The organism is Methylosinus sp. Ce-a6, assembly GCF_009811655.1.
Lineage (GTDB): Bacteria > Pseudomonadota > Alphaproteobacteria > Rhizobiales > Beijerinckiaceae > Methylosinus.
In genome coordinates this window covers 25,701-52,675 of record NZ_BGJX01000023.1, presented here as the reverse complement: position 1 = coordinate 52,675, position 26,975 = coordinate 25,701, and the positions used below count along the sequence as shown (strand labels likewise).

The following is a 26,975-nucleotide window of genomic DNA, read 5'->3' as shown; positions in this document are numbered from 1 at the left end:
TTCCTCTTCGCCCGCCGACCCATCGCGCTCCTCGACGAGCCGCCGCCCAAATACCTCGTCCCGAGCCGATGGAAATCCCCAGACCAGCTGGAACTCCACTATGCCTGATTTTCCCCGGACAGCCGTGCGCTGCGCGGGAAAGGCGGCGTCGACGTTTCGCGTATTCTCGATGAAGCGCCGAATCTGCTCCCTCTCCCGCGCAGCGGGAGAGGGCTGGGGAGGGGGCTAGAGCATCTTCACTTTCATTGACGCAAGCCACTAGCGCGCTTGCGTCGCCTGAGCGAAAAGGGCGTCGTCATTCCTGGCAGGCCGAAGGCCCTGACCGGGAATCCAGAACAACGACACGAAAACTCCGCCTGTTGCTCTGGATTCCCGATCGCTCGGCTCGCGCGAACGTCGGGAATGACAGTTGCCGTCGCGTCGTCGTTTCATTGGCGACGACGGGCGGGTCTCGTCCCGCGCTCCGCGCGGAGCCTCACTCGCTCCCCGGCGGCCGATAGGTCAGAATATCATCGGCCTTCAGCCAGCCTTGCGTGCCTTCCTTGAACTGCGCCTGGGCGCGCGTCGCTTGTGTGCGCGCCTCCACATATTTGCCGGCGACGAGCAGCCCTTCCGCCGCCGCGAGCTGCGCCTTGGCGTTCTCGCCCTTGCGAAAATAGGCCATCGACAGGAACTCCCAGGCGTCCGGACTGTCCTCGTCGCGCTGCGTGGCGTTGGCGAGCACGCTCACCGCCTCATCGAGCAGCTTGGGATCGTCGGCGGAGACGAGCGCATGGCCGAGCAGCACGCGGATCGGCGTGGCCCCCGGCCCGGCGATGGCGGCCGCCTTGCGCAGCGGCGCGATCGCCTGATTGGCGCGGCCGGCCTCCAGCAGAATTTGGCCCTTCAGCTCCCAAAAATAAGGATTCTTCGGATCGGCGGCCACGAGCGCGTCGGCGCCGCGCAGCGCCTCGTCCAGCCGGCCGAAACGATTGTCGGCGATGACGCGCGCATAGCGCGCCGGCAGAGAGAGATCGGAAACGGAATAGCGCCGCGCCACTTCGCTCGAGCTCCCCATGAAGCCGACGAGCTTGGCGCGCATCAGATCGTGGCGCGCCTGCAAGGCGGGCGAATCCGCAACGTCGAAATAGGGCGATTGCTTGGCCGCCTGATCGAGATTGGAGATGCGCTCATTGGGCAGCGGATGCGATTGCAGATAGGGGTCGATCGCCGTCGTCTTGAACAGCGACTCGCTGGCGAAGCGGTTGAACACCTCGAGCATTCCCTTGGCGGATTGGCGCGTCGTCGTGAGGAAGCGCACCGCCATGCGGTCGGCGGCCTGCTCCTCGCCGCGCTGATAGGCGAGCAGCGAGCGCTTCACCGCCTCCTGCGGCCCGAGCAATATGCCCGCCGCGCCGGCCGAATCCATGCCGACCTGCCCGTCGCGGCGGTTGAAGGCGCCGCGCGCGGCCACCATGGCGCCGGCGCTCGCCAGCATTCCGGCGACGGAGAGGATCGTCGCCTTGGCGAGCTCCTGCCGCCCGCGCGCGAGATGACCGCCGGCGATATGGCCGGTCTCATGCGCCAGAACGCCGATGATCTCATTGGGCGTCTTCGCCTCCATCAGCGCGCCCGTATTGACGAAGATCTTCTGCCCGTCGGCGACGAAAGCGTTGAAGGAACGATCATTGACCAGAATGATCTTGGCGGCGCCGGTGTGGAGTCCTGCCGCCTTGAAGACAGGCGCGGTGTAGTCGCGCAGCAATTGCTCGATCTCCGCGTCCCGGATGATCGATACGCGCGGCCCGTCATCCTCCCCGCGCGCCGGCGCGCAGAGAGCGAAGGTCAAGAGGGCGGCGAGAAGCGGCCGCCGCTTGTCGCATTTGCGATCCATGGCGTGGGAGAGTGGCGGAACCGGGAGCGGAAAGCAAACTTTCGCCGCAAGGGGTTCGACGCCCCGGCTCGGTCGGCGGCGCGCCGAAGGGTTTTCTCGGCTTTTGTTTCGACGCGCTTCCGACGCCGAACCGGCGTCCACCTCGGCTGCAAAGGCGGAAGCGCTCGCTTCCGCCTCCAAAAAACGGCGAGGCCGCTCAGAAGCGGTAGGACACGCCGCCGTTGAGCGCCGCGCCGCTCAGCTTCTCGCCGGTGCGATAATCGCCGCGCAGGAAGCCGACCCAGCCCGTATCGATGATCTGCGCCGAAACGCCGAGGCCGAATTGCGCGAAAGCGCCGGAGCGCGACACGGTGATCGGCACATAGGTGACGTTCTGCTGGAAGCTCTCCTTCAGATTGGTCTCGAATTCGTTCCAGCCGCTGACCGAGGCGAAGGGTTGGAAGGCGAATTTATTCTCGACGACGAAGGACGTGCCCGCCCGCAGGCCGATGCGGCCGAGCGTCGACCGCACCGTTTCGAGGACGAGATAGGCCGGGGTCGTCCCGGCCGCGACCTGCAGCCGGTCGAAATCGACGCTGGTGACATTGATCGCGGCGGAAGGCTCGATGAACCAGTCATTGGGCAGATCCCAATGATAGCCGAGCGAGGCGGAGCCCGCCCAGCCGCGGCCCTGGAGCGGGCTTTCGTTGAGGCCCGCGCGATAATTGGTGATGTCGGCGTTCCAGAAATCATGACGGAACTGGACGTCGGCGAAGAAGCCGAAGCCGGTCGCGACCGCATAGACGCCGACGAAGGGCACGTCGAATCGGGTCTTCGTGCCGGAGCCGAGCAGCTCGAAGGAGTTGGAGAGATATTGGCCCGCCATGACGCCGCCATGGACGTTGATCTGCGTGTTCTCGATGTTGGAGAGCGAGGCGTCGAGGCCGGCTTGGTAGCCGCTGTAGAGCGTGCGGGTCTTCTCATTGCTGACCGACGGGGCGCCCGACGGCGACGGCGCGCTGGAGGAGCTCGCGAGATCGGAGCGGCCGACGGCGGCGCGCGACCAAAGACCGAAGTCGACGGCGTTCGGCTTGCTGTCCGGCCGCGACTGCACGAAGGCCGAGGCGCTCTGGAAGAAGCCGGTGGTGGCGGAGGCGATCGCCGAAGCGATGCTGCCGCCGACCGCGGACAATGATCCGGTGTCGAGATTGGGCACCAGATACCATTGGCCGGCGTTGAGCTCCTGCAGGCTGAAGCTGACAAGGCCGGTGTTGAGCGCCTGCGCGGAGCCGACCGACGTGTTGGCGTTGCCGAGCACGAAGGTCGATGTCGAACCCGGATCGGTCCTGGCGATGAGGATCGGGCTGCCGAAGAAGCCGGTCGCATTCTGGAACGGATTGACGATCACCGTCGTCGCATTGCCGCCGCCGGCGCCGTTCACCAGCAGCTCGCCCGCCCGCTGTCCGCCGAGATCGGCGAAGCGCGCCGCCACATTCAGCACGCCGCCGCCCGTGTAACTGCCGTTGACGGTGAGCGAATTGGCGAGAGCGGCCGCGGTCGCGCCATTCGCCACGACCTGATTGGCCGCGGCGAGATCGAGCGTTCCATTATTGGTGAGATTGCCGGCGATGGTCGCATTGACCGTCGAGCTCGTCGTCCGATCGCCGAGCGCGATCGTCGCATTATTCACGACGCTCGTCGCGCCGAGCGTGCGGCCATGAGCGAGCGAGACGCCTATGCCCTGGAACTGCGCGCCGGCGGTGGGATCGCCCAGCGAGCTGTTCGTCAGCACGCCGATATTGGCGTAATTGCCGGCGTCGACGAGGAGGGCGCCATTGCCGTTATTGGCGAAATTGCCGCCGCCATTGTCGAGCGCGCCGGTCACCGTGAATGTCCCGGTGTTCGTCACCCCGCCGCCTATGGCGCCGGCGCCGTTCACCCTTCCCTGATTCACCAGGCCATTCGTCGTCTGCAGCGCGCCGCCGGAAATGGTGAGCGTCGAGCCGGCATTGTTCGTCGCGCTCGTCGCCGAGAGCGTCCGTCCGGAGGCGATCGACACGCCGACCGCCGCGGTCGAGCTATTGGTCAGAGCGCCGATAGTCGCATAATCGCCGCCGGAGACGATCAGCGTTCCCGCGCCATTATTGGCGAAATCGGCGCCGCCATTGGTCAGCGCGCCGGTCACGGTGAATGCGCCGGTGTTGGCCACGCCGCCGGCGATGGAGCCCGCCGCATTGGCCACGCCGCTGTTATTGAGACCGCCGGTGAGCGCGCCCGTCGTGATCAGCGTTCCGGCGTTCTGAACGGCGCCGCCGGTCGAGGCGAGCGTCCCGCTGTTGACGATGATCGCGCCGGCGTTGTTGGTCACGCCCGCCGCGCTGAGCGTCCGGCCCGCGGAGATGGCGACGCCGGTCGCCGCCGTGGAGCTGTTGGTCAGCGCGCCGATATTGGCGTAGTCGCCGCCGGCGACGACAAGCGTTCCCGCGCCATTATTGGCGAAATTGCCGCCATTGTTGACCAGCGCTCCGGTGACGGTGAAGGAGCCGGTGTTGGTCACGCCGCCGGCGAGCGAGCCTCTCACATTGGCCGTTCCGCTATTCGCCAAGCCCCCGGTCAGCGAGCCGCCGGTGAGCTGAGTGAAGGCGCCGAGATTATTGAGGCTGCCCGCGACCGCGCCGGAATTGTTGAAAGTTCCAAGGTTCTGAATGGCGTTGGCCGAGACCAAGGCGCCGAAATTGGCGATGGTCGCGCCGGCGACGTTCGTCACATTGGTCGCCGAGAGCGTGCGTCCCGCGGAGACGGACACGCCGGTCGCCGCCGTCGAGCTGTTCGTCAGAGTCCCGACGTTCGTGTAGTCGCCGCCCTGAACGACGAGCGTGCCGACGCCGTTATTGGCGAAATTGCCGCCGCCATTGGCGAGCGCGCCGGTCACGGTGAAGGAGCCGGCGTTGGTCACGCCGCCGGCGATCGAGCCGGCGGCTGTCACCACGCCCGCCGCGGCGTTGGTCAGCCCGCCGTTGACGGCGCCGGTCGTCGCGAAGGAGCCGCTATTGAGCACCCCTCCATTGATGGTCCCGCCATTGGTCGCCGTCGCGCTATTGATCAGGCCGTTATTGAGGATCGCGCCGGCGTTATTGTTGAAGGTCCCCTTATTATCGAGGCCGCCGTTCAGCGTTCCGCCATTGTTGTTGTTGACGAGGCCGACGTTCTGGATCGTCGTGGCCGATGTGATCGTCGCATTATTGCCGACCGTGCCGCCGGCGCCGATGGCGAGCGCATTCGTCGTCACCAGACCGCCGGCGTTGTTCGTCAGAACGCCGCCATTGACCGCGAAGGACGTCGCGTTGACGACCCCGCTGTTGGTGATGAGGCCGCCGGTCTCGTTGATCGCATTGGCCGTGATCGTGCCGCCGATGTTCTGGATCGAGCCGGCGGCCTGAGTGAGCGTTCCATTCACGGCGAGCGCGCCGCCGGCGATGGCGATCGCGCCATTATTGTTGAGCGCGCCTATATTGGTGAAATTGAACGCGTTGACGGCGAGCGTCGCGCCGGCGTTGTTGTTGACCGTCGACCCGTTGTTCGTGAGCGCGCCGTTCAGCGTGAATTGGCCGCTATTGTCGATCTGTCCATTGATCGCGCCCGAGGCGAAGACCGTTCCGGCGACTCCATTGACCAAGCCGCCATTGACGGTTCCGGTCGTCGTCAGCGTTCCGGCGTTGACGGTCGCGCCATTGTTGATCGTTCCGCTCGAATTCAGCGTTCCGCCGAGCACGAGCGCGCCGCCGTTCAGCGTGCCGGCGTTGGTCGCCGTTCCCGACGTCATCAGCAGGCCGGAGAGCGTGGAGGCGGCGGTCGAGTTCGCGAATGTTCCGCCGGCGCCATTGTTCACCGCGCCGGTCCAGCTCGCCTGATTGTCGATCCTCCCGCTCGCATTGGAGGCGTCGCCGACCCAGGAGCCCTGATTGACGACCTGCGCGCCGGTCGTGTTCGACAGCACATTGCCGGTCCACACGCCCGTCGATTTGTTGGTCACGACCGCCGCGGCGCCGGAATTGATGAGATCGCCATTATAGACGCCGAAATTGTTCACCACGCCCGTATTGGTGAGCGCGTCATTGACCGTGCCGCCCAGCTCGACGGTGATCGCGCCAGAATTGGTCACGCCGCCGAGCGCGGTGAGCGTCGCGCCATTGCGCACGAAGAGATTGCCGGCGTTGGTGACGGACAATACGCCGGCGGCGCCGGTCGTCGTGCCCGCGGTGACATCGACGGTCGCGCCCGCGGAGTTCTGCACCGCATCCGTCCTCAGATTGCCGGTGACGGTGAAAGAGCCGGCGAGATTCTGCACGACGCCGTTGATCGTGCCCTGCGCATTGGTCGTTCCGGAATTGACGAGCCCGCCATTGACCACGCCGAGAGTGGTGAACGCGCCGCCGCTGACGATATTGACGCCGCCGCTGATCGTCGCGCCTTGGGCGTTGGTCGCCGTTCCGGAGGTTTTCAGCCCGCCGGTGACATTGCCGCCGGCGTTATTGTTGAAAATCGCCGAATTGTCGACCGCGCCGGAGATCGTCGCATTATTGTCGAGCCGGCCGCCGGTGACGGCGACGGCTCCGACGATCTGATTATTATTGGTCAGCAGACCGCCAGTGACCGTCGCGCCGCCGATGAGGCTGCCGGCGTTGGTCGTCGTTCCGGCCGCCTGGGTGACGAGACCCGAGACGACGCCGCCCGCGAGATTGCCGAACGTCCCGGAATTGGTCACCGTTCCGGTGATCGTTCCGCTGTTGCCGAGCAAGCCGAGATTATTGCCGATATTGCCGGTCCAGACGCCGCGATTGTCGATCGTTCCCGTATTCGCGCCGGCGTTGACATTGCCGATCCAATTGGCGCCCGCCTCATTGACGATCGTGCCGCTGTTCACGACGACATTGCCCTGCCAGATGCCGGTCGGGCCCTGATTGGTGACGACGCCCGGCGCATTGTTCTGGAGATTGGCTGTCACGAAGCCGGCGTTATTGACCACGCCATTATTGATGAGATCGTCGGTGAGACGGCCGCCCGCCTCTATGGTGAGGACGCCCTGATTGGTGAGATTATTGGCGCCCGTATCGACGGAGCCGCCGTTCTCGATGGTCAGCGCTCCATCGACATTGATCGCGCCCGCGGGATTGACGGCGTTGCCGATCGCGCCGCCCGCCGCGACGGTGAGGCCGGAATTGGCGTCGATCTGCGTCGTGCCGGAATAGATGTTCTGCCCCGTGACCGTCAGCGTATTTCCGCCGGAGACCTCGACGGACAATTGGTTGGCGGGGAGTGAGCCATCGCGCATCACGCCGGCGAAGGTCGAGTCCGTCAGCAGGCTGAAGGTCAGCGTCGATGCGCCGCCATTGGTGGTGACGGTTCCCGTCCCGCCTATGCCGGCGACAACGGCATTGCGGCCATTGAGATCGAAAGTTCCCCCGGCGTTGACCGTCAGCGCGCTCAGGCCGCTGAGGCCGGTGTCGCTGATCAATTGCAACGTCCCGCCATTGACTATCGTGGCGCCCGAATAAGAATTGAATCCGTCGAGCTTGGTCGTGCCGGTTGTCGTCGTCAACCCGGTGTAGCCGGAGATGCTCTCGACGACGCCGCCCGTGGACGCAATTCCATTGGCGCTGGTCAGACGGCCATTGCGAATGCGGCCGCCGGCGAGATCGACCGTGTCGATATTCTGCGGTCTGCCGCCGAGATCGAGCGTTCCGCCGACCGTCGTCGCGCTGCCCCGGCTGAAGGCGTTGTCGGCGCCGGCCCGCAAGGTATTGCCGGTTCCGACAGTGGTCGCGCCGGTATAAGTGTTCGCACCGGCGAGCGTCAGCACGCCGCCCGCGCTCTGGACGTCGAGCGCGACCTTGCCGGCGCCGTCCTTGATCGCGCCGGAATAAGTGGTGCCGGCGGTGTTGCGGGCCGTGACGGTCACGGGGCCGGCGCCGTTATTGGTGATGACGCCGCCTGCCGAGCCGCTCAGATTATTGGCCGTGAAACCGAAGCCATTGGCGTCGAGCGTGGCGGTTGTCGCGTCCTTGCCGACGGTGAGCCCGCCCTGAATCGCGGTGACCACGCCGGCGCCAGCCGCATTGCCGAGGCGCAGCGTCCCTCCGTCCACCGAGGCCGCGCCCGGATTGGAGCCGACGGGGGAGGAACTCGGCGCCAGAACCACGGTTCCCGTGGCGACCGCGGACCCGAAATGAAGCGTCGTTCCCGCCCCGCCATTGAAGTTCAGCGACTTGCCGGCTCCGGGCGCGAGCGTCAGGGTCGAGCCGGCGCCGGCGCCGATCGTTCCCGAGACGCCGGCGGCAATGGTGAAATTCTGAGTGAGAGTTTGCGCGCCGGCGCCCGCCGCGAGCTGGAAAACGGGTTGCGTCGCGCCGCCTGCGGCGAGCGTGACGTCGCCGCCGCCGAGAGCGCCCGCATTGGTGATGGAGAGCGCGCCGCTCCTCACCTGGGTCTGGAACTGATTATTGGCGGCGTTGCTCAGCGTCACCGCATTCGCGCCGGCGTCGACGACGACATTGAGACTGCCGCCCGTGTCGACGATCCTGTTCGCATAAGTCGCCCCGGCGCCGGCGGTCGTCTGGTCGAGCGTCAGCGTTCCGCCATTGGCGCGAATGTCGCCGCTGAGGCTTCCGGCTCCGAGCGTCGTCAATCGATTGGCGCCCGAGAGATCGAGCGCGGGGCCGGCCGAGCCGCCCGCTCCGCCCGCGGCGCCGCCGATGATCGAGCCGGAATTGACGATCGTCAGGCCGGAGCCGAAGACGGCGGCTCCGCCATTGCCCGCGGCCGCGCCGCTGCCTCCGGCGCCGCCCGCGCCGCCGGTTATCGTCGTGGAATTGACGATCGTTCCGCCGGCGTTCGCCGAGACGCCGACCCCGCCGGCTCCGCCAGCGCCGCCGACGCCGGTCGCGGTGGTCCCGCCGACGCCGCCCGCGCCGCCCGTGATCGCGCCGGCGTTGGTCAAGGTCCCCAGCGCGCCTACGGCGAAAATAGCCGCGCCGCCCGCGCCGCCCGCGCCGCCATTGCCGAAGAGAGAGCCGCTGTTTCCGCCGGCGCCGCCCGCGCCGCCGACGGCCGCGCCATTGATGTTCACATCGGCTCCAGAGCCAGTGAACAGGAAGACCGAGCCGCCGCCGCCGCCCGCGCCGCCATTGCCGGAGGTTCCGGTCGCCGAGCCGCCCGCTCCGCCGGCCCCGCCCGTCGCTGTCACGCCAGCGTTGACGCCGCTGGGGAAGGCCGCGCCGGTCACATTGACGATATTGCCGCCCGCGCCGCCGCCGCCGCCCGAGCCCGTTCCCGAACCACCGGCGCCGCCGGCGCCCCCGGCGGCGCCGGTCGTGTTCGCAATCACGGTCGCATTGGAGAGAGTGAAGAGCGGCGCCGCGCCCGCGCCGCCGCCGCCGCCCTGATTGGCCGCGCCATTGGTTCCGGCGCCGCCCGGAGCCGTTCCGCCCGCCGCGCCGCCGCCGCCCGCGCCGCCGGCCGCATTGACGCCGCCGCCGCCGCCGCCGACGGCGTTGGTCGCATCGCCGCCCGCCGAGCCGACGCCGGCGCTATTGGTCGTTCCCGCCGCGCCGCCGCCCGGATTGCCGCCTGCGCCGCCGGCCTGCTGCGCGATAGCAGGTCCCGAAAGACCGAAGGAAAGGGCGATGCTGATCGCTGAAGCGCCGAGCAGAAGGCCTCGCCGATGCGCGGAGTCCGCCGAACGAGGAGAGGAGACGGTATGAGGGGCCCAATTATTCGGGCGGCCGGACGGACGGATCATTCATAGTCTCCAGAACACAGCAATCAACGACAAAATCCCGCCGGAAGCCGGCCGACTGGAGCCGACTCGCGTATTTCTGCACGGCTTTCGGTTGTATTTTCGATCGGGAATGCCGGCAAGGCCACAGCTGTGGCGAGCGCGGACGCAGGCATGGCGACAGCAAAGCGGAAAATCCCGCTAAGTGAACCGCTTAAGTATTTCGCTACGCTTCCGCCCGATGTCTGGCGCGCGGCAAATTTCTATTTGTGTGTCAATATTGCCACATTTCGTCAACGCTCGCGCGCGAGAGCGTCCAGCGCCTGCGCGAGGCCGTGAAAAGACACCGGCAGCGCCGCGTCCTGTCCGGAGGCGGCCTTGAAGGCGATGCTGCCCATGCCGTCATAGGCGCGCCAGCGAGCGAGCGTCTGATCGGCGAGAGCGGCGCTCGCGAAACATCCGGCCGGCGCGCAACGCCGCCAGGCGAGCTCGAACGGCTGGCGATCCGCGTCGCTCGTCGTCACGCGCGGAACCGCGTGAAAAGCGACATTGACCGGCACAACGATCGTCATGGATAGGGAATCGGTCGCGTCGGGCTTGCCGAAGGCGATCTCGGCGATCGTCGCGCTCTTGTCCTTCGCGAGGACGGATTGCAGGATCTCGCAGCTGCGATGCGCCGGCTGCTGCTCGCTCGCGGCGACGCAGCGCAATTGCCAGTCGCCGAACACGCGGGGCGCCGGCGCCGTCGTCGAGCCGGCCGCGGGCTTGGCGGCGCCGGGTTTGGCGACCGCCGCCCCATGGGCCGCGGGCCGCTCCACCGCGTGGGCGACCGAAAATTGCGGCAAAAGCGGCAAAAGGAGAAAAACGGCGAGTGCGGTAAGGCGAGCCATGAGGAGCCTCGGCGAGCGGCGACGATCGAATGCCCGTTACGGCTCCTTACGTAGCCCAGCCGTCGCGGCGCCTCAAGCGCGGCGAAGGACCCAGTCCTTTCAGAAGGCGTCGCCGCCGGCGGCGTCCACCGGGACGAGGGAGGTCAGCACGGCGAGCGCGACCACGACGAGGACGAACAGAGTCGCGGCCAGCGGCAGGCGAGACGAGGCGATTTCGTCCTTCGGATGGACGGCCGCGGCGCTCTTGCGCCCGGTGACCATCGCGCGAAGAAGATCCTCACGCTTCACCGTGACATAGGCGATCACCGCGACGATATGGACGAAGACGGCGGCCGCCAGCACATAGAAGCCCCTCTTGTGCAGCGAGGTGAGCAGGAGGCTCGCCTCCTTGCTCACCGCGCCGGCGAAAGGACCGGCGTTGAAAATCTCGTCATTGGCGAAGAGTCCCATGATCGCCTGCGACGAGAGGCCGAGGAGCAGAGCGACGACCATGATCGCGCCGAGCGGATTGTGCCCGGCGTAGCGCGGAGCCTCTCCGCGCAGGAGACGCCGCGCATAGAGCCACGCCTCGCGCGGATGTCGCAGAAAGCTCGAGAACCGCGCATGCTCGGCGCCGAAGACGCCCCACAGAATGCGGAAGAGGACGAGGGCGAGCACGGCGTAACCGAATCGGACGTGCCAGTCGAACCAGGCGACGCCGAGCCTGTTGGTCACATAGGCGCCGACGAAGGAGACGACGAGCGACCAATGGAACAGCCGCACCGGCAAGTCCCAGACCAGACGCTTTTCTTTCGATTGCGTGGTCGCCGCCTCGGTTACGGGCGGCCTGTCGATCACCGTCATCATTCGTCTCGCGCTATTTCGCCTCGCCCCTATTTACTTCGCCTTGTAGGAGTCGTGGCAGCCCTTGCAATCCTGGCCGAGATTCGCGACGGCGGTCTTGAAGCCCTCCGTCGCGCCCTTCTCCTTGGCGATAGTGTCGGCGAAGACGCGGGCGTCCTCCTTGAATTTGGCGAGCTTCTTGTCGAATTCCGCCTTCTCTTTCCAGATTTCCGGCTTCGCTTTGCTGTCCGGCTCGCCGACATTGGAGATATCCGGGAAGGATTCGTCGAGCAGATCGGCGAGGAAAGCGATGCGCGCCGCGCGCTTCTTCGCCTCGGCCTCGTCATAAGGCGCATTGCCTCTGGCGACGCCGCCGAACCAACGGAAGAAATTGCCGATGAGCGTGAATTCCGCCCGCCGGCTCTCGACCGCGATTTTCGCCGGCGAGGGACCGGGCGCCTGCGCCGAGGCGGAGGTCAGAGCAACGCAACTTGCCACGAGCGCGCCGCTCAGAAGCGCGCGCGCGCGCATCGAATACAGACTCATGATCGTTCCTTCATGTCGAGTTTTGAAATCTCAGCGCTTGCGGCTTTCACGCCATTGCCGCACGAAACGAAGCGTTTCTGCGACATGCTGGATCGGATCGGCGCTCACATAGGTCAAGCCGATCTTTCCGTCCGGCGTCACGACATAGGAGATGCGATCCGACACGGTGTCGCCATCTCGAGTCGGACGGTCGCGCTTGGCGTCATAGGCGTCGATGACGGAGAGATCGGGGTCCGCCGCGACGGGGAATTTGTCGCGGCATTCCTTGGTCGAGAATTCGCGCTGCGTCGCGATCGTGTCGGCGGAGACGCCGATCAGCGAAGCGCCGGCCGCCGAGAAATTGTCGAAGTTCTCGGCGAATTCATGCGCCTCTATGGTGCAGCCGCGCGTGAAGGATTTGGGGTAGAAATAGAGGACGACAGGTCCTTTCTTCAGCGCCTCGGCCAGCGAGAAGACGAAGTCCTTCCCGCCGATGGCGGCCGGAGCGGTGAAATCCGGCGCGTCGGAGCCCGTCTTCAACGCCGCGAAGGCTGGGCCGGCTACGAGAGTGGCCGCGAGAGCGGAGAGGATCGCAACTTTACGCATCGTCGCCTCACTTCGCGCCATTTGTCGTCGCCGCCGACGTAGCGGCGGCCGGAGCGCCAGACGCGGGAGCGCCGGCCGCAGCGGCGGGCGCCGGCGGCGCGATCTTCGTCAGAGTCCCGCCCTCGTCCTGATAATCGAGCACGCCGATCGCGCCGACGACGCGATAGCCGAGCCCGGCGAGAATATCGCCGACCGCGCCGGCGCGATGCGCGCGATTGGAGACGGTGACGATGAGCCGGTCGCGCGGGATATAGGAGAGATGTTTCTGAACGTCTTTCGTCTGAATGCTCAGATAGGCGGGGAAGCCGCCATTCTTGATCAGCTCGTCGGGCCGGCGAATGTCGAGGACGAGCAGATCTTCGGGCTTGGCGAGCAGAGCGTCGAAGGCGGCGCGGTTGAGCCGCAGCGTCTTGTAGGTGTAGGCCGGATCATTCTGCGGCGTGACGGGCGCCGGCGCCGCCGGGGCGGCGGGAGCCGGCGCCTGCTGGGCGGCGCCATCGGCGGCGAAAAGCGCCGACGAAAGCGCGCCGAGCGCGAGGCCGAAAAGGAGCGTCGTGGCTCTCATGGCTTTTCCTCATCCGTTCTCAGGCGCGCAGACGCGCATTGAAGAAATCGACGGTGCGCTTCCAGGCGAGCTCGGCCGCCGCGGCGTCGAAACGCGGCGTCGTGTCATTGTTGAAGCCGTGCTGCACGCCCGGATAGACGAAGGCCTGATAATCGACATGCGCGGCTTTCAGCGCGGTCTCATAGGCGGGCCAGCCGGCGTTGATGCGATCGTCGACGCCGGCGTATTGAATGAGCAGCGACGCTTTGATCTTCACGACCTCCTCGGCCGGCGGCTGCGCGCCATAGAAGGGCACGCCGGCGGCGAGATCGGGCAGCTTGGTGGCGAGGAAATTCACCACGCCGCCGCCGTAGCAGAAGCCGACCGCGCCGACCTTGCCATTGCCGATCGGGCAGCTCTTCAGCGCGCCAAAGGCGGCGATGAAATCGTTGCGCGTCTTCGCCTGATCGAGCTTGGGGAAAAGCTCGCGCGCCTTGTCCTCGTCGCCGGGATAGCCGCCGAGCGGCGCCAGCGCGTCCGGCGCGAAGACGACGAAATCGGCGAGCGCGAGGCGGCGGGCGATGTCCTCTATGTGCGGATTGAGGCCGCGATTCTCGTGGATGACGAGGACGGTCGGCAATTTGCCTTGCGTCTTGGCGGGCTGCACGAAATAGCCCTTCACCGTTCCATTGCCCTCGGGCGAGGGAACCTCGAGCGTCTTGCCGATGATGCGCGGATCGTCCTTCTTGACGACCTCGGCCTCGGCGAAGCGCGGCAGCAGCTCCTCGAGGAAGGCCGTCGCCGCGGCGGCGCCGATGGCGAATTTCTTGGCGCCATCGACGAAGCCGCGCCGGTCGATATCGCCATGCACGAAGAGATCGAAGAGCTTCAATATTCCGGGCGGGAACTCGTTTGCGGTCTTACGCGTCATGGGGGCGTTTCCTCGAGGGGTTGTCAGCGCGCGAGGCGGGGTTTGTAGATTTCATGGCAGGATTTGCAGACTTGCGTCGCCTCGCGCGCCGAGGCGGCGGCGGCGTCGAAATCGCCTTTTTCGACATTTTGAACGACATCGGCGACGAGCCGCGATCCGTCGCGGGAGATCGCCACGGCGTCGTCCTTGCCTTTCTTGGCGAAATAATCCTCGGTGTAGCGGAATCCGTCGAGCAGAACTTCGGCGTCCTCCTTGGCGGCCTGCGCATTTCTCGCGGTGATGTCCGGCTCGAAATATTTGATCGTCTTTTCGAGATCGCGCATCAGATCGTCGTCGTAGTCGCGCAGGTCCAGCGCGGCCAGCGCCGGAGTGGCGACGAGGACGGCGCATAGGGCGGAACGCGAGACGAAATTTCGATATGTAGGCGTGCGGCTCATGACGCTTTTTTGCAATCCTGCCTCGAGGTTTCGAATAGGGACCGGCGGGCGCGGCCGGTCGTTCTCGCGGCGCGTTCGTCCGCGCCGCGAGCCGAATTTCTGGCAAGCGCCGGAGCCATGCGGCTCCGGCGTCACTCGTCAGGCGAGAATGTCGTTCACGACCTTGCCGTAGACCACCGTCGGACGCTCGGCGCGGCCGGCGCGCAGATAGATCGTCTTGAGGTGATCCAGTCCGAGGAGCTGGAGCACCGTCGCATGAAGGTCATAGGTGTCGACCGGATTCTCGATTGTCTTGAGGCCGAGATCGTCGGTGCGGCCATAGGTGACGCCATGCTTCAGGCCGCCGCCGGCCAGCCATTGCGTATAGCCCCAGGGATTATGGTCGCGACCGTCGCCGCTCTGGCCGTAGGGCGTGCGGCCGAACTCCGACGTCCACACGATCAGCGTGTCGTCGAGGAGGCCGCGCGACTGGAGATCGGCGAGCAGGCCGGCGACCGGCTTGTCGATCGCGCGCGCATGGGCGCTGTGATTGCGCTCGAGCTGGCGATGCGCGTCCCAGCTAGCGTCGTCGGCCTGGCCGAGTCCCGAGATCGGGCCGGACACCACATGCACGAAGCGCACATTGCGCTCGACGAGGCGGCGGGCGCGCAACAGCACCGTGCCCATGTCGCGCGTCGCCTCGTCGTCGAGGCCGTAGAGCGCCTTGGTGGCCTCGGTTTCTTTCGAGAGATCGACCGCCTCGGGCGCCGTCGCCTCCATGCGATAGGCGAGATCGTAGGAATTGGTGCGCGCGGCGAGCTCGCTGTCGTCGGGCCGCGTGGCGGAGCGGATCTCGTTGAGCTGATGCAGCAGATCGAGGCTCTCGCGCTGCTGCTTCAGGCCGATCAGCTCCGGCGGCGCCTGATGCAGGATCGGCTGCGGACCGGGGCGGAAGGCCGTGCCCTGATAGACCGCCGGCAGGAAGCCGGAGCTCCAATTCACCGAGCCCGCGCGCGGCTCGCGCTGGCCGCCATAGAGCACGACATAGGGCGGCAGATCGGGATTGGCCGAGCCGAGCGCATAGGCGACCCAGGCGCCGAGCGACGGGCGGCCGGGGCTGAGATCGCCGGTGTTGAGCTTCAGGATCGAGATATCATGCGTCGCGCCGACGGTGACGCTGGACTTGACGAAGGTCAGTCTGTCGGCCTGCTGCGCGAGATTGGGCAGCAGGTCGGAGAACCAAGCGCCGCTCTGGCCATATTGCTTCCATGTGCGCTTCGTCGCGAAAAGCTTGCCGACGCCGCCCTGCGTCGAGGTCTTGACGCCCTCGAGGAAAGAGGCCGGAATATCCTGCCCGGCCAGACGCTCGAGCTCGGGCTTGTAGTCGTAGAGATCGAGCGTGCTCGGCGCGCCGTCCAAATGCAGCCAGATGACCGATTTCACCTTTGCCGGGAAATGCGGCTGCTTGGGCGCCAGCGGATCGACGAAAGCCGCCGCATTGGCGTCCGGCGCGCCGAACCAGCCGCCGCCCGGCATCATTCCACTCACGGCGAAACCGCCGACTCCATAGGCCGCGCTGCGCAGCCACTCACGACGCGATGTCTTGATGAGCATATGCCTGCTCCCCTCGGTTCGGATTGTCCGTTGTCTCTTTTTAGAAGCGATAGACGAAGTCGTTGCTGTTCACGACGGTGTGCACGAGATCGACGAAGGCCGATGCGCGCAGCGGATCGGTGAAATGCGCTTTGGTCGTCACCGGCACGGCGATCGAGAACTTGCCGTTCTCCGCCTTGGCGACGATCGTCTTCTGATGCTGCTCGAGGAAGGCGTGCAGGGCGCTGACCTCGGGTTCGGTCGGCTTGCGGCCGAACAGCACGAGATAGAGCCTCTCGAGCTGCGCCGCCTCATTCTCGCCCGCCTCCTCGATCACGCGGCCCGCGAGCGCCTGCGACCATTGGAAGACGAGATCGCTGTTGTAGAGCGTGAGCGCCTGCAACGGCGTCGTCGTCACATCGCGCTTGCTGTGAATCTGCTGCGGATTGGCCATGTCGAAGGTCTCCAGCAGCGGATAGGGCAGGCTGCGCCGCGTGAAGATGTAGAGGCTGCGCCGCGTATGATCCTGCGGGTCCTTCGAGGTGATCCACGCCGGATCCTGATTGAAATTGCCGCCGCCGGTGAGATTGGCCGGGATGGGCGGGAACACGCTCGGGCCGCCGACACGCTCGTTCAGCCTGCCGGAGGCGACGAGGATCGAGTCGCGAATCTCCTCGGCCTCGAGGCGCTTGCGCGGGAAGACGGCGAGCAGCTTGTTCTCGGGATCGGCCTTGGCGACGGCCTCACGATAGTCGGAGGACTGGCGATAGGTCGCCGAGAGCAGAATGGAGCGATGCAGCTTCTTCACGCTCCATCCGTCCTTCACGAAAGTGAAAGCGAGATGGTCGAGCAGCTCCTGATTGGTCGGCTTGTCGCCCGCTTTGCCGAAGTCGCTGACGGTGCCGACGATTCCCTTGCCGAAATATTGGTTCCACGCCCGGTTCACGAAAACGCGGGCGGTGAGCGGATTCTTCTCGCCGACCAGCCAGTCGGCGAGCGCGGTGCGACGTCCGGAGGAGGTCGCCGTCGGCTTGATGTCGGGCAGCTCGCTCGTAATTCCCTCCGGGAAGGCCGGCTGCACCTCGTCGAGCGGCTTCTCGTGATTGCCGACGAAGAGAATATGCGTGGGCGGCGAATCGCTGTGGCCGAGCTCGGTGGCGGCGGTGAAGTTCAATGAGCCCTTGGTCGGACGCAGATTGACGAACTTGCGCAGCTCCTGCGTCAGCTTTTGATATTCCTCGGCCTTTTTGACGATTTCCGCGCTGTGCTCCGGCGCGCTCTTGTCGTCGGCGGCGTAGCGCAGGAAGCCGGCGAGCGCATTATCGTCGGTCACCGCCACGAGACGATGATTGACCCAGCGGTCGAGCGCGTTCCACTGCTCCTTCGGTTTGAAGATCGCTTCGCGGCTGTCGGTCAGATAGCGCTCTTTGTGATATTTCAGCGCAGCCTCGCGAACGGAGTCGATGATCTCCTTCTGGCGCGCGCGAATGGCTTTGGTCGCCTCGTTGTAGACGGCCTGGTCCTTCTGGAAATCGGCCTCCGCCTCGCCCTTCTTGGCCGGAGCCTTCTCGTCGAAAGCGGTGTTGGCGAAGAATGCCTGCAGCGAATAATAATCCTTCTGCGTGAACTTGTCGGTCTTGTGATTGTGGCAGCGCGCGCAGCCGACCGTCGCGCCGAGGATCGCCTGGCCGACCGTGTCGACGATGTCCGTCGTGATCTGATATTTGCGCTGCACCAGATCGCGCGAGTTGCTGTTGTCCGGATAGCCGGCGAGGAAACCAGTCGCGACCAGCACCTCCTGATCGCCGGGCGCGATCTCGTCGCCGGCGATCTGCTCGCGGATGAATTGCGAATAGGGCTTGTCGTCGTTGAACGATTTGATCACATAGTCGCGGTAGCGAAACATGTTCGGCCGCGCATTGTCGTTCTGGAAGCCGGCGCTGTCCGCGTAGCGCGCGAGATCGAGCCAGAAGCGGGCCTGACGCTCGCCATAGCGCGGCGAAGCGAGCAGACGGTCGACGAGCTTCTCATAAGCGTCCGGGCTCACGTCGCTCTCGAAGGCCGCGACCTCCTCCGGCGTCGGGATCAGGCCCCAGGCGTCGAGCGTCGCACGGCGGATGAAGGTCGCGCGATCGGACTCCGGCGCGGGGGCGAGGCCGCGCGCCTCGATCTTCGACAGCACGAAGGGGTCGAAGGAGGAATGCGCCCAATTCTTGTTCTGCACATTGGGAGCGAAGGGCTGATAGACCGGCTGCCAGGCCCAATGCGGCTTGCTGGCCCGCGGCGATTCGGGAGCGGCCGCCGGCGCCTTCTGTTCTTCGGCGATCGCGAGGGCCGCCGCGGAGGCGCTCAACATCATCGCGATCACGGATCGTTTCAAGGTCTTCGTCATGTGCCCGCAACCTCGTTGTTTTTTTGTATGCCCATCGGCGTCATATGCTTATGAGAAGCGATCGCCTCGGGAGATGCGCAAAAAGCGCTACATCCGGGCGGCTGGAGGTGAACTTTAAGCGACTATATCGATTAAGTCTACAAAGAAGATCGATTTATGATCGAAAAATGTCGCCTTGTCGTGGAGGCGATGCGCGTTCTCGCTGGCGATTGTGCGGCTGCGCGTCGCTGCGCTTCACGCAAAACTCCGCGGCGCGAAACGCGTCAAATTTCGTAGCAGAGCGGGACTTTCTCCGCGAGGTCGCGCACATGGGCGAGCGAGCGATTGTCGAGCACGCCCGACAGCGCGCGTTGCGCGTCCTGCATCACGAGGCGCACGGCGCAACGCTCCACATCCACGCAATCGTCGCAGGGCTGGTAACGCGTCTTGCTCGCGCAAGGGAGCGGCGCGAGCGGTCCGTCGAGCGCGCGGATGATATTGCCGACGGTGATCGTCTCCGCCGGCCGGGCCAGCATGTAGCCGCCGCCCTTGCCCATTTTCGAGCTGACATAGCCGAGATTGCGCAATTCGCCGAGAATAGCGTCGAGAAACTTCTTCGGGATGCGCTGCGTGGTGGCGATTTCTTGAACCGGGACGGTGCGGCCCGGCTCGAAACGGGCGAGATACGTCATCGCCTTGATGCCGTATTTGCCCTTTTTCGTCAGCACCGCGCCACTCCGTCTATAAAAACGATAGACTATTTTCGGCGAAGCGGGAAGTCAACAAAGGCAGTGGAGTTTGTGCAGCTTTCTCCTATTCGCCCGTATCGAAGCGCTCGACGAGCAGCCGGTCGAATAGGCCGAGACGGCGCGGTCAGGGGAAGCCGACGCGCCCGCTCTGCAGGCGCAGAAGCGCGGCGACCAGCGCGTCGACGTCGGCGCAGGTGTTGTAGAAGGCGAGCGACGGACGCACCGTGGCCTCGAGGCCGAACCGGCGCAGGATCGGCTGCGCGCAATGATGGCCGGCGCGCACGGCTATGCCCTCCCGGTCCAGCGCCTTGCCGACATCCTCGGCGCGGTGGCCGTCGAGCACAAAGGAGAGCACGCTCGCCTTCTCCGCCGCCGTGCCGATGAATGTCAGCCCGGGCACCATGCGCATCTTCTCGGTGGCGTAGAGGAGAAGATCGTGCTCGTAGCGGGCGATGACCTCCATGCCGATCGATTCGACATAGTCGAGCGCGGCGCCGAGGCCGACGGCGTCGGCGATATTGCCCGTGCCCGCCTCGAAGCGCTCCGGCGGGCCCTGATAGATCGTCTTCTCGAAGGTGACGTCGGCGATCATATTGCCGCCGCCCTGCCAGGGCGCCATGTCGGCGAGGACCTCGTCCTTGCCATAGACGACGCCAATGCCGGTCGGGCCGAAGACCTTATGGCCCGAGAAGACGAAGAAGTCGCAGTCGAGCGACCGCACGTCGACCGGCATATGGGAGACCGATTGCGCGCCGTCGACGAGCACGCGCGCGCCATGGCGATGCGCCATGGCCGTGATCTCGCGCGCCGGCGTCACCGTGCCGAGCGCATTGGAGACCTGCGTCACCGAGACGATGCGCGTCCTCGGGTTCAGCAGCTTCTCATATTCCTCGAGGATGATCTGGCCGCGATCGTCCACCGGCGCGACGCGCAGCCGCGCGCCCTTTTCGGCGCAGAGCTGCTGCCAGGGCACGATATTGGCGTGATGCTCGAGAAAGGAGACGACGATCTCGTCCCCTGCCCGCACATTGCGGCGGCCCCAGGCCTGAGCGACGAGATTGATCGCCTCCGTCGCGCCGCGCACGAAGATGATGTCCTCGACCGAAGGCGCTTTCAGAAAGCGCCGAACCTTCTCGCGCGCCGCCTCATAGGCGTCGGTCGAGCGCGCCGCCAGCGCATGGGCGGCGCGATGGATGTTGGAGTTCTCATATTCGTAGAAATGCGCGAGTCGGTCGATGACCGACTGCGGCTTCTGCGTCGTCGCCGCATTGTCGAGCCAAACGAGCGGCTTGCCATGCACCTGCTGCTGCAGGATCGGGAAATCGCGCTTCACCGCGTGAGGATCGAAGGCGGCGCGGCTCGCCGGCGCGCTCGCGGCGAGCTCCGGCGCATAGCCTCGAGGTTCTTGCGCGGCCGCCGTCGGGGCGGCGGGGACGGCGTTGGCGCGGTCGAGGAAATAGAGCGAATCGGTCGCCGCCGGGCCGGCGGCGCCAGGCGCGAAGCTACGTTCCTGGCCGGAGATCTCGGGCAAAGCGACATTGGGGGTCCCGAGCGAGAAAGCGTCGGAGAGACGATGCGGATCGGCCTGCGAAGGGCCGGAATAGGCGAATCCCTCCGACGCTGCTCGGGGCGCGGCGACGGCGGGCGCCGACGCGACGTCGTCATAACGTTCGACGCGCGAGAGCGGCGCATCCGCCGAAACGGATTCCGGCGCGACCGCGCGCTCACGGAGGAAATAGAGATTATTGGCCGGCGCGGCCTTCACGCCGCCGGGGGCGGAGTCGGGATCATAGGAGCCATAAGGCGCCGGCGCCTGGACGGGAGAGGCGCCGCCATATTGCGCGAGCGAATTCGAAATGGCGGAATAATCGATCGCCGCCGCGGCCGGATTCCCCGGCTCGAAAGCGCCGGCCGAAGCACCCGGCTGCGGAACGTCGGAAAGCCCAAAGGGCGGAACCGCCGGCTGCAAGCCGACCGGGGCCGAGGGAGCGGAGAGATTGGGCGTCGGCGCGATAGAGGGAATGGTCGTCGGTGGGACGTCCGGCGGCCCCATGGGCGGGCGCGCGGGCGCGAGCGGCGCGACGGAGGTGGCGACGGAAGGCGCCGGCGCCTCGGGCAAGGCCGGCGGCGCCTCGGGCAAGGCCGGCGGCGCCTCGGGCAAGGCCGGCGGCGCGACGGGCGCGTCGGGAGAGAGCGTCGCCGGCGATCGATTGGGCGATGCCTGGAAAAATGCGTTGGCGAGGCGGGCGATCATGGCCGGATCGGGAAAAGCCGGCGCTCCATGACGCGTCAGCGTCTCCTCGGAAGGCGCGCCGAAGACGGCGGAATTGGAGGGCGCAGAAGACATGATCGATCTCTCTCGGACATTTCGGAAAATGCGCGCCGGCGGCGGAGCTCCGCCGGCGCGAGCGGTTCTCAGGCCGAAAGATCAGACATATTTGTCGCCGTAGTCGTGATATTTGCCGACCTCGACGCCCTCGAGCACGCCGAGCGCGTCATGCGTCAGCACGGCGGCCGAGCAATAGAGCGAAATGAGGTAGGAGGCGATCGCCTTGCGGTTGATGCCCATGAAGCGAACCGAGAGGCTCGGCGCCACCTCGCCCGGAATGCCCGGCTGAAACAGGCCGATCACGCCCTGTTTCTTCTCGCCTGTGCGCAGCAGTAGAATATTGGTCTTGCCCGCCTCGTCGATGAACAGCTTGTCGCTCGGCACCAGCGGCAGGCCGCGCCAGGTGATGAAAGGCGAGCCGAACAGGGTGACGGTCGGCGGCGGCACGCCCCGACGCGTGCATTCGCGGCCGAAGGACGCGATCGCGCGCGGATGGGCGAGGAAGAAGGCCGGCTCCTTCCAGACCTTGGCGATGAGCTCGTCGAGATCGTCCGGCGTGGGCGCGCCCGTGCGCGTCCTGATCTTCATCGAGGGATGAGCGTTGGCGAGAAAACCGTATTCCGGATTATTGATGAGCTCGCTCTCCTGCTTCTCCTTGACCTTCTCCGTGAGCAGGCGGACCTGCTCCTGAATCTGATCGTAAGGATGGCTGTAGAGATCGGAGACGCGGGTCTGCACGTCGAGCACGGTGGTGACCGCATTCATCGAATATTCGCGCGGATGATCCTCGTAATCGACGAAGGTCTCCGGCAGGTCCGCGTCGCGGTCGCGGGCCGGGCTGCAGGTCACGTCGGCGTCGGTCAAGGCCTTGTCTTCCTTGACGCGGTTCAGCCGATAGATGCCGGCTTCGACGGGGGTCCAGGGCAGAAAAGACACGAGCCAGCGCGGCGTGACGCCCGACCACTGCGCTCTCGTCTTGGTCGCATTGGCGAGCTGGCGGGCCGCAGATTCGCTCAGCGTCCGCCGGACTTCGGGTTCGGTGGTCATGGGGTCATTCCTCGGGCGGTTGAACGATGCGCCCGGCGCCTGCGTGGCTTGCGCCATGCGACGCCGAAGAACGTCGGCCGTCATCGAAAAAAACGCGGCGGACGAATCCGAGCCGCGATCGAGAACTACAGTCGAAACACGCGCAAATCAATAGTATTGAAAGTAGAAAATTTTACTACTTTCAAATATTTGGGTATCTTTATTCATTTAATATACGTCTATAAGAAAGATATACGTCTATAAGAACGGTACATTATGTGCGTCGAGGCCCCTGGCTCAGCCGTCCGCGCTTGCCTCGGCGCTGGCGTAGGACATGACGAGAAAGAAGCTCGCCGGCGTGTCGCCGAGATTGCGATAGCTGTGCGGCACATCAGCGAGGAAATCGACGGCGTCGCCCGCCTCGAGCCGGACGGCCGGCTCGCGGCTCACGACGATCTCGACCTCTCCCTTTGCGACGACGAGCGTCTCCTTCGCGCCCGGCGCATGAGCTTCGGCGCGCTCCAGATGCAGCGGCGCTATCGTGACCTCGTAGAATTCGACGGGCCGCGCGCTGTCATAGGGGAACAAGGGACGCGACAGAAAATTCCCGTCCCGCGAGCCGATCACTCGCGGGCTGGTCTTGCGCATGACGAGCACGCCGCTGCGCTCCCGCGCGGCGACGAGACTGCCGAAGGGAACGCCAATCGCATTGGCGACGCGCCACAAATGCGCGATCGTCGGCGCTTTCGATCCCTCGGCGATCGCACGCAATTCATCCATCTCGACGCCGCTGAGCTCGGCGACGCGCTCCAGCGTGCGGCCCTTGCGGGTGATCAATCGCTCGAGCCGTCGCGCCACCGTCTCGGCGAGGCGCTCGGAATTGTCGGCGTCGTTGCGGGGCGGCGCCGCGCCGGGGGATCGTGGGGTCCTATTCATCGATTATTCCTATTTTCTAAATATTTTGTAATCCGCGACATCGGCCAGGGTCAAGAATTCCGACATCCTCGCAGCGCTTCTCTCGCAGAGCGCGACCTATTCGCCACACTCGATATTTTTCATTTATTTGGCTGGCGTATCGGAGAAGGATCGATGCGCTCCGTCGCGTCCCGGCGACGAAGTTCATCCGCCCTTCACACTCGAGCGCGCTGCTTGACTTCTTATTAAATCTATAACAATGATAGATTTATCATCCCGTCCGGGATGTTTCGAGAGAATTGCGTCTTCCTTGGAGAGACTATGCCGTCGAAAATCCTCGCTTCCTTCGCCGCCGTCGGCGCGCTCGCCGCGACGCTCGCTCCCGCCCGCGCCGAGCTCGCCACGCAGAAGGTCTTGTCCACGCCGATCGCGCTCGCCATCGCGCAGACCGCCTATGACGTCTGCCATCAGCAGGGCTATCGCATTTCGGTGACCGTCGTCGGCGAGGAGGGTCAGGTCCTCGTCGCGATCCGCGGCGAAGGCTCCTCGCCGCATACTTTCGAGAACAGCCACCGCAAGGCCTACACCTCGCGCACATTCCGCACGCCGTCGGGCGAATTCGCACAGCGGGTGAAGGACAATCCGACGCTGAGCGCGGTGCATCTCGCCAATGTGATCGCGGCGCAGGGCGCTCTGCCGATCAAGGTCGGCGATGCGGTCGTCGGCGGGGTCGGCGTCTCCGGCGCGCCGGGCGGCGAGAAGGACGAAGCCTGCGCCAAGGCGGCGATCGAGAAAGTCGCCGACCAGCTCAAATGAGAAAACGAGAGCCGCCCGCGCGAGCGGCTCTGCTCAATCGACCGGCAGACGCAGCCGGATCTCGTCGACGAAAGCCGCGAGACAGCGTTTCACCGTATCGAATTGCGCGCTCGTCGGAATGATCGCGAGACCATGCACGCCGAATTCCTCGTTCAAGCGATTCACATGATCGGCGACCTCATTATAGCCGCCGACGAGCGACATGGACAAAAGCGCCTGCGGATCGAGCGCTTCGCCGCCGGCTCGGCGCGCATTGACATGCGCGCAATAGTCTTCGAGATAGGGCGTCGCGATCGACACGGCCTCGTCGCGTCCCTGCGTCGCAAAGCCGAAACGCGCGAGCACCAGACGCGGATCGCCCTCCGGCGCCTCGTCCTTGTAGACGCCGAGAATGCGATGCAGCTCCTCATTCGTGCAGGTGGCGGAGGCCATGAGCCCATAGCCTTTGCGCGCGGCGAGGCGGATCGCGCTCTCCTGCGTCGTCGCGATCCAGGTCGGCACTTTTTGTTCCGGCCGCGGCGAGAGGCTCAGCTTCTCGACGTTGAAATATTTGCCCTGATGCGTGACCTCGCTCTCCTCGAGCAGGCGCTCGACGAGCGCCAGAGCCTCGAGCCCGCGCTCGGCAGCCTCTTCCGGAGCGACGCCGAATTTGACTGTCTGCAGCGGATATTCGGCGCCGCTGGCGACGCCGAAATTGAAGCGGCCCTTGGTCAGAAGATCGATGCTGGCGACATCTTCCGCGAGCTGCGCCGGATCGCGCAGCCCCGGCAGAAAGGACGCCGAGCCGATGCGCGCGCGCATGGTGACGCCGGCGGCGTAACCGAGCATCACCGAGCAGGCCCCGCTCGGAAAATGATCGTCGAAATGATGCTCGGCGAACCAAATGTCGTCGAAGCGCATGCGTTCGGCTTCACGCACCAATATGAGCTGGCGCGTCAGGGCGCGGCCCGATTCCAAGGTCGGATTGTCGAACAGGCACAGGTAACCAAACCGCGGATTCATCGCGCCGCTCCAGCTGGCCCGGCGAGGCGCCGGGCGAGATCGAAGCAAGACCTGCAACAACCGAGCCGAACGGCGGCGACGCCCGATTTTCCCGCGCCGCGCCGCGGGATTCCGCGATTTGCGCTTTTTTGACCGGCGCGCGCGCGAGATCGCGCGACGTCGGAAATGCGACAATGCCCACGGCGGCTCGGCGCGCCGCGCGACTTGCCCTCGCGTCATCGCTCCGGTCGAGGCTGCGCCTCTTGTATCCTCTTCACAGCGCAACCATAATCGCTCCCCGGTCACGGGCCGCGCGCATTCGCGCACACGCCGATTGCCGAAAAGGGGTCTCCTCGTGGTGCAAGACACGACGACCGGCGCAACCGCGCCGACGCGCAATTTTTTCGCCCGCAAGAGCGTCGATGAAATTCTGAAGGAGAATCATCTCGACGAGGGAGGGTGTTTCGCGCGCGCGCTCGGGCCCGTCTCGCTCACCGCGCTCGGCATAGGCGGCATCATCGGCGCCGGCATTTTCGTGCTCACCGGCACCGTGGCGGCGAAATTCGCAGGGCCCGGCGTCGTCATCTCCTTCGCGCTCGCCGGCCTCGCCTGCGCCTTCGTCGCGCTCTGCTATTCGGAGCTCGCCGCGCTCATCCCCGTCTCCGGCAGCGCCTATACATACACCTACGCCACATTGGGCGAGATTTTCGCCTGGATCATCGGCTGGGATCTCGTGCTGGAATATGGCCTCGGCGCCGCCACTGTGGCGGTCGGATGGGCGGGCTATTTCAACCGCGTTCTGCACGGAATAGGAATAGATCTGCCGCCGCAATGGACGACGGCCTATTTCTCCGAAGCCGGCCATGTGGGCGCGGCGGCCGGCCACGGCGTCTTCAATCTGCCGGCGGCGCTGGTGGTGCTGGCGCTCTCATTGCTGCTCGCGCGCGGCACGCGCGAATCCTCGCGCTTCAATAATTTCATCGTCTTCGTGAAGCTCGCGGTCGTGCTCATCGTGATCGTCTTCGGCGTCTCCTATATCGACACGGCGCATTGGACGCCTTTCGTGCCGGAGAACACCGGGGAATTCGGCCATTACGGCTGGAGCGGCGTGCTGCGCGGCGCCTCCGTCGTCTTCTTCTCCTATATCGGCTTCGACGCGGTCTCGACGGCCGCGCAGGAGGCCAAGCTCCCGCAGCGCGATGTGCCGATCGGCATCATCGGCTCGCTCGCCATCTGCACCGTGCTGTTCATCGGCGTCGCCGGCGTCGCGACGGGCGTCGTCTCCTATACGGCGCTCAACGTGCCGGATCCGATCGCCGTTGCGATGGACGCGACCGGCGCGAGCTGGATGGCCTGGATCGTCAAGATCGGCGCGCTCGCCGGCCTCACCACGGTCATTCTGGCGCTGCTCTTCGGCCAGACGCGCGTCTTCTACTCGATGGCCCATGACGGAATGCTGCCGCCGGTTTTCGCCAGGCTGCATCCCATCTGGAAGACTCCGGCGATCAGCCAGATGGTCGTCGGCGTGCTGGTGGCGATCGCCGCTGGGCTGTTTCCGATCGAAATCCTCGACGAGATGGTGTCGATCGGCACTCTGTCGGCCTTTGCGCTGGTCTGCGGCGCGGTGATCTATCTGCGCCGCCATCGTCCCGAGCTGCACAGGCCGTTCCGCGCGCCGGGCATTCCCTGGGTGCCGATCCTCGGCATTTTCTCCTGTCTCGCCTTGATGGCGGCGCTGCCGATCGAGACCTGGATCCGCCTCTTCGTCTGGATGGCGGCCGGGCTCGCGCTCTATTACTTCTACGGCAGCCTCCGAACCCGCCGCAGGTGACACG

Annotated in this window: 18 protein-coding genes; 2 read left to right on the top strand and 16 right to left on the bottom strand. The window is 65.7% G+C overall.

All coding sequences use genetic code 11. The features are described from left to right. Positions 1-475 precede the first annotated feature (475 nt). The 15 genes from Mspo_RS14305 to Mspo_RS14235 all read right to left on the bottom strand — a co-directional run bounded on the left by Mspo_RS14305 (position 476) and on the right by Mspo_RS14235 (position 23,364). Complete coding sequence (locus Mspo_RS14305) at positions 476-1,873, bottom strand: M48 family metalloprotease (protein WP_159730852.1); 1,398 nt, start codon at positions 1,871-1,873, stop codon at positions 476-478. A gap of 196 nt (positions 1,874-2,069) precedes the next feature. Further along, positions 2,070-9,650 (bottom strand): hypothetical protein, encoded by a 7,581-nt coding sequence (locus tag Mspo_RS14300; protein WP_159730850.1) that lies wholly within the window; start codon positions 9,648-9,650, stop codon positions 2,070-2,072. Between the two features lie 269 nt (positions 9,651-9,919). Continuing rightward, complete coding sequence (locus tag Mspo_RS14295; protein WP_159730848.1) at positions 9,920-10,516, bottom strand: invasion associated locus B family protein; 597 nt, start codon at positions 10,514-10,516, stop codon at positions 9,920-9,922. A 99-nt stretch (positions 10,517-10,615) separates the two neighbouring features. Continuing rightward, complete coding sequence (locus tag Mspo_RS14290) at positions 10,616-11,359, bottom strand: cytochrome b/b6 domain-containing protein (protein WP_159730858.1); 744 nt, start codon at positions 11,357-11,359, stop codon at positions 10,616-10,618. Between the two features lie 33 nt (positions 11,360-11,392). Next, on the bottom strand, positions 11,393-11,884 hold the full coding sequence (locus Mspo_RS14285) for a cytochrome c (RefSeq protein WP_159730846.1): 492 nt from the start codon (positions 11,882-11,884) through the stop codon (positions 11,393-11,395). Between the two features lie 30 nt (positions 11,885-11,914). Further along, positions 11,915-12,469 (bottom strand): peroxiredoxin, encoded by a 555-nt coding sequence (locus Mspo_RS14280; protein WP_159730844.1) that lies wholly within the window; start codon positions 12,467-12,469, stop codon positions 11,915-11,917. Between the two features lie 7 nt (positions 12,470-12,476). Further along, positions 12,477-13,034 carry a rhodanese-like domain-containing protein gene (locus Mspo_RS14275; protein ID WP_159730842.1) on the bottom strand — a complete coding sequence of 186 codons (558 nt, stop codon included), beginning with the start codon at positions 13,032-13,034 and terminating at the stop codon, positions 12,477-12,479. Between the two features lie 19 nt (positions 13,035-13,053). Next, positions 13,054-13,944, bottom strand: a complete 891-nt coding sequence (locus Mspo_RS14270) for a dienelactone hydrolase family protein (RefSeq protein WP_159730840.1) — start codon at positions 13,942-13,944, stop codon at positions 13,054-13,056. A gap of 23 nt (positions 13,945-13,967) precedes the next feature. Continuing rightward, on the bottom strand, positions 13,968-14,381 hold the full coding sequence (locus Mspo_RS14265; protein WP_159730839.1) for a hypothetical protein: 414 nt from the start codon (positions 14,379-14,381) through the stop codon (positions 13,968-13,970). Positions 14,382-14,519: 138 nt separating this feature from the next. Further along, a complete protein-coding gene (locus Mspo_RS14260) occupies positions 14,520-15,974 on the bottom strand; it encodes a DUF1501 domain-containing protein (protein WP_159730837.1) in 1,455 nt (484 codons plus the stop codon). 40 nt (positions 15,975-16,014) lie between these two features. Next, the gene (locus Mspo_RS14255; protein WP_159730835.1) at positions 16,015-18,345 is read right to left on the bottom strand and encodes a DUF1549 and DUF1553 domain-containing protein; all 2,331 of its coding nucleotides are present in this window, start codon (positions 18,343-18,345) and stop codon (positions 16,015-16,017) included. 263 nt (positions 18,346-18,608) lie between these two features. Next, positions 18,609-19,052 carry an Rrf2 family transcriptional regulator gene (locus tag Mspo_RS14250; protein ID WP_159730833.1) on the bottom strand — a complete coding sequence of 148 codons (444 nt, stop codon included), beginning with the start codon at positions 19,050-19,052 and terminating at the stop codon, positions 18,609-18,611. Between the two features lie 145 nt (positions 19,053-19,197). Then, complete coding sequence (locus Mspo_RS14245; protein ID WP_159730831.1) at positions 19,198-21,420, bottom strand: family 2A encapsulin nanocompartment cargo protein cysteine desulfurase; 2,223 nt, start codon at positions 21,418-21,420, stop codon at positions 19,198-19,200. Between the two features lie 81 nt (positions 21,421-21,501). Next, positions 21,502-22,449 (bottom strand): family 2A encapsulin nanocompartment shell protein, encoded by a 948-nt coding sequence (locus Mspo_RS14240; RefSeq protein ID WP_159730829.1) that lies wholly within the window; start codon positions 22,447-22,449, stop codon positions 21,502-21,504. Positions 22,450-22,725: 276 nt separating this feature from the next. Beyond that, entirely contained in the window at positions 22,726-23,364 is a 639-nt protein-coding gene (locus Mspo_RS14235) for a helix-turn-helix domain-containing protein (protein ID WP_159730827.1), read from the bottom strand. 300 nt (positions 23,365-23,664) lie between these two features. Between Mspo_RS14235 and Mspo_RS14230 the strand changes: the two genes are divergently transcribed. Continuing rightward, positions 23,665-24,159 (top strand): heme-binding protein, encoded by a 495-nt coding sequence (locus Mspo_RS14230; RefSeq protein ID WP_159730825.1) that lies wholly within the window; start codon positions 23,665-23,667, stop codon positions 24,157-24,159. Positions 24,160-24,192: 33 nt separating this feature from the next. Here Mspo_RS14230 and Mspo_RS14225 read toward each other — a convergent pair whose 3' ends face one another. After that, complete coding sequence (locus Mspo_RS14225; protein ID WP_159730823.1) at positions 24,193-25,161, bottom strand: LLM class flavin-dependent oxidoreductase; 969 nt, start codon at positions 25,159-25,161, stop codon at positions 24,193-24,195. Between the two features lie 334 nt (positions 25,162-25,495). Here Mspo_RS14225 and Mspo_RS14220 point away from each other — a divergent pair, with 334 nt between their 5' ends. Beyond that, the gene (locus tag Mspo_RS14220) at positions 25,496-26,971 is read left to right on the top strand and encodes an amino acid permease (RefSeq protein WP_159730821.1); all 1,476 of its coding nucleotides are present in this window, start codon (positions 25,496-25,498) and stop codon (positions 26,969-26,971) included. Positions 26,972-26,975 lie beyond the last annotated feature (4 nt).

What these genes read in the sequence shown, in the direction of transcription:
- Mspo_RS14305 (WP_159730852.1), bottom strand. Translation starts at nt 1,873, where the DNA reads ATGGATCGCAAATGCGACAAGCGGCGGCCGCTTCTCGCCGCCCTCTTG.
- Mspo_RS14300 (WP_159730850.1), bottom strand. Translation starts at nt 9,650, where the DNA reads ATGATCCGTCCGTCCGGCCGCCCGAATAATTGGGCCCCTCATACCGTC.
- Mspo_RS14295 (WP_159730848.1), bottom strand. Translation starts at nt 10,516, where the DNA reads ATGGCTCGCCTTACCGCACTCGCCGTTTTTCTCCTTTTGCCGCTTTTG.
- Mspo_RS14290 (WP_159730858.1), bottom strand. Translation starts at nt 11,359, where the DNA reads ATGACGGTGATCGACAGGCCGCCCGTAACCGAGGCGGCGACCACGCAA.
- Mspo_RS14285 (WP_159730846.1), bottom strand. Translation starts at nt 11,884, where the DNA reads ATGAGTCTGTATTCGATGCGCGCGCGCGCGCTTCTGAGCGGCGCGCTC.
- Mspo_RS14280 (WP_159730844.1), bottom strand. Translation starts at nt 12,469, where the DNA reads ATGCGTAAAGTTGCGATCCTCTCCGCTCTCGCGGCCACTCTCGTAGCC.
- Mspo_RS14275 (WP_159730842.1), bottom strand. Translation starts at nt 13,034, where the DNA reads ATGAGAGCCACGACGCTCCTTTTCGGCCTCGCGCTCGGCGCGCTTTCG.
- Mspo_RS14270 (WP_159730840.1), bottom strand. Translation starts at nt 13,944, where the DNA reads ATGACGCGTAAGACCGCAAACGAGTTCCCGCCCGGAATATTGAAGCTC.
- Mspo_RS14265 (WP_159730839.1), bottom strand. Translation starts at nt 14,381, where the DNA reads ATGAGCCGCACGCCTACATATCGAAATTTCGTCTCGCGTTCCGCCCTA.
- Mspo_RS14260 (WP_159730837.1), bottom strand. Translation starts at nt 15,974, where the DNA reads ATGCTCATCAAGACATCGCGTCGTGAGTGGCTGCGCAGCGCGGCCTAT.
- Mspo_RS14255 (WP_159730835.1), bottom strand. Translation starts at nt 18,345, where the DNA reads ATGACGAAGACCTTGAAACGATCCGTGATCGCGATGATGTTGAGCGCC.
- Mspo_RS14245 (WP_159730831.1), bottom strand. Translation starts at nt 21,420, where the DNA reads ATGTCTTCTGCGCCCTCCAATTCCGCCGTCTTCGGCGCGCCTTCCGAG.
- Mspo_RS14240 (WP_159730829.1), bottom strand. Translation starts at nt 22,449, where the DNA reads ATGACCACCGAACCCGAAGTCCGGCGGACGCTGAGCGAATCTGCGGCC.
- Mspo_RS14235 (WP_159730827.1), bottom strand. Translation starts at nt 23,364, where the DNA reads ATGAATAGGACCCCACGATCCCCCGGCGCGGCGCCGCCCCGCAACGAC.
- Mspo_RS14230 (WP_159730825.1), top strand. Translation starts at nt 23,665, where the DNA reads ATGCCGTCGAAAATCCTCGCTTCCTTCGCCGCCGTCGGCGCGCTCGCC.
- Mspo_RS14225 (WP_159730823.1), bottom strand. Translation starts at nt 25,161, where the DNA reads ATGAATCCGCGGTTTGGTTACCTGTGCCTGTTCGACAATCCGACCTTG.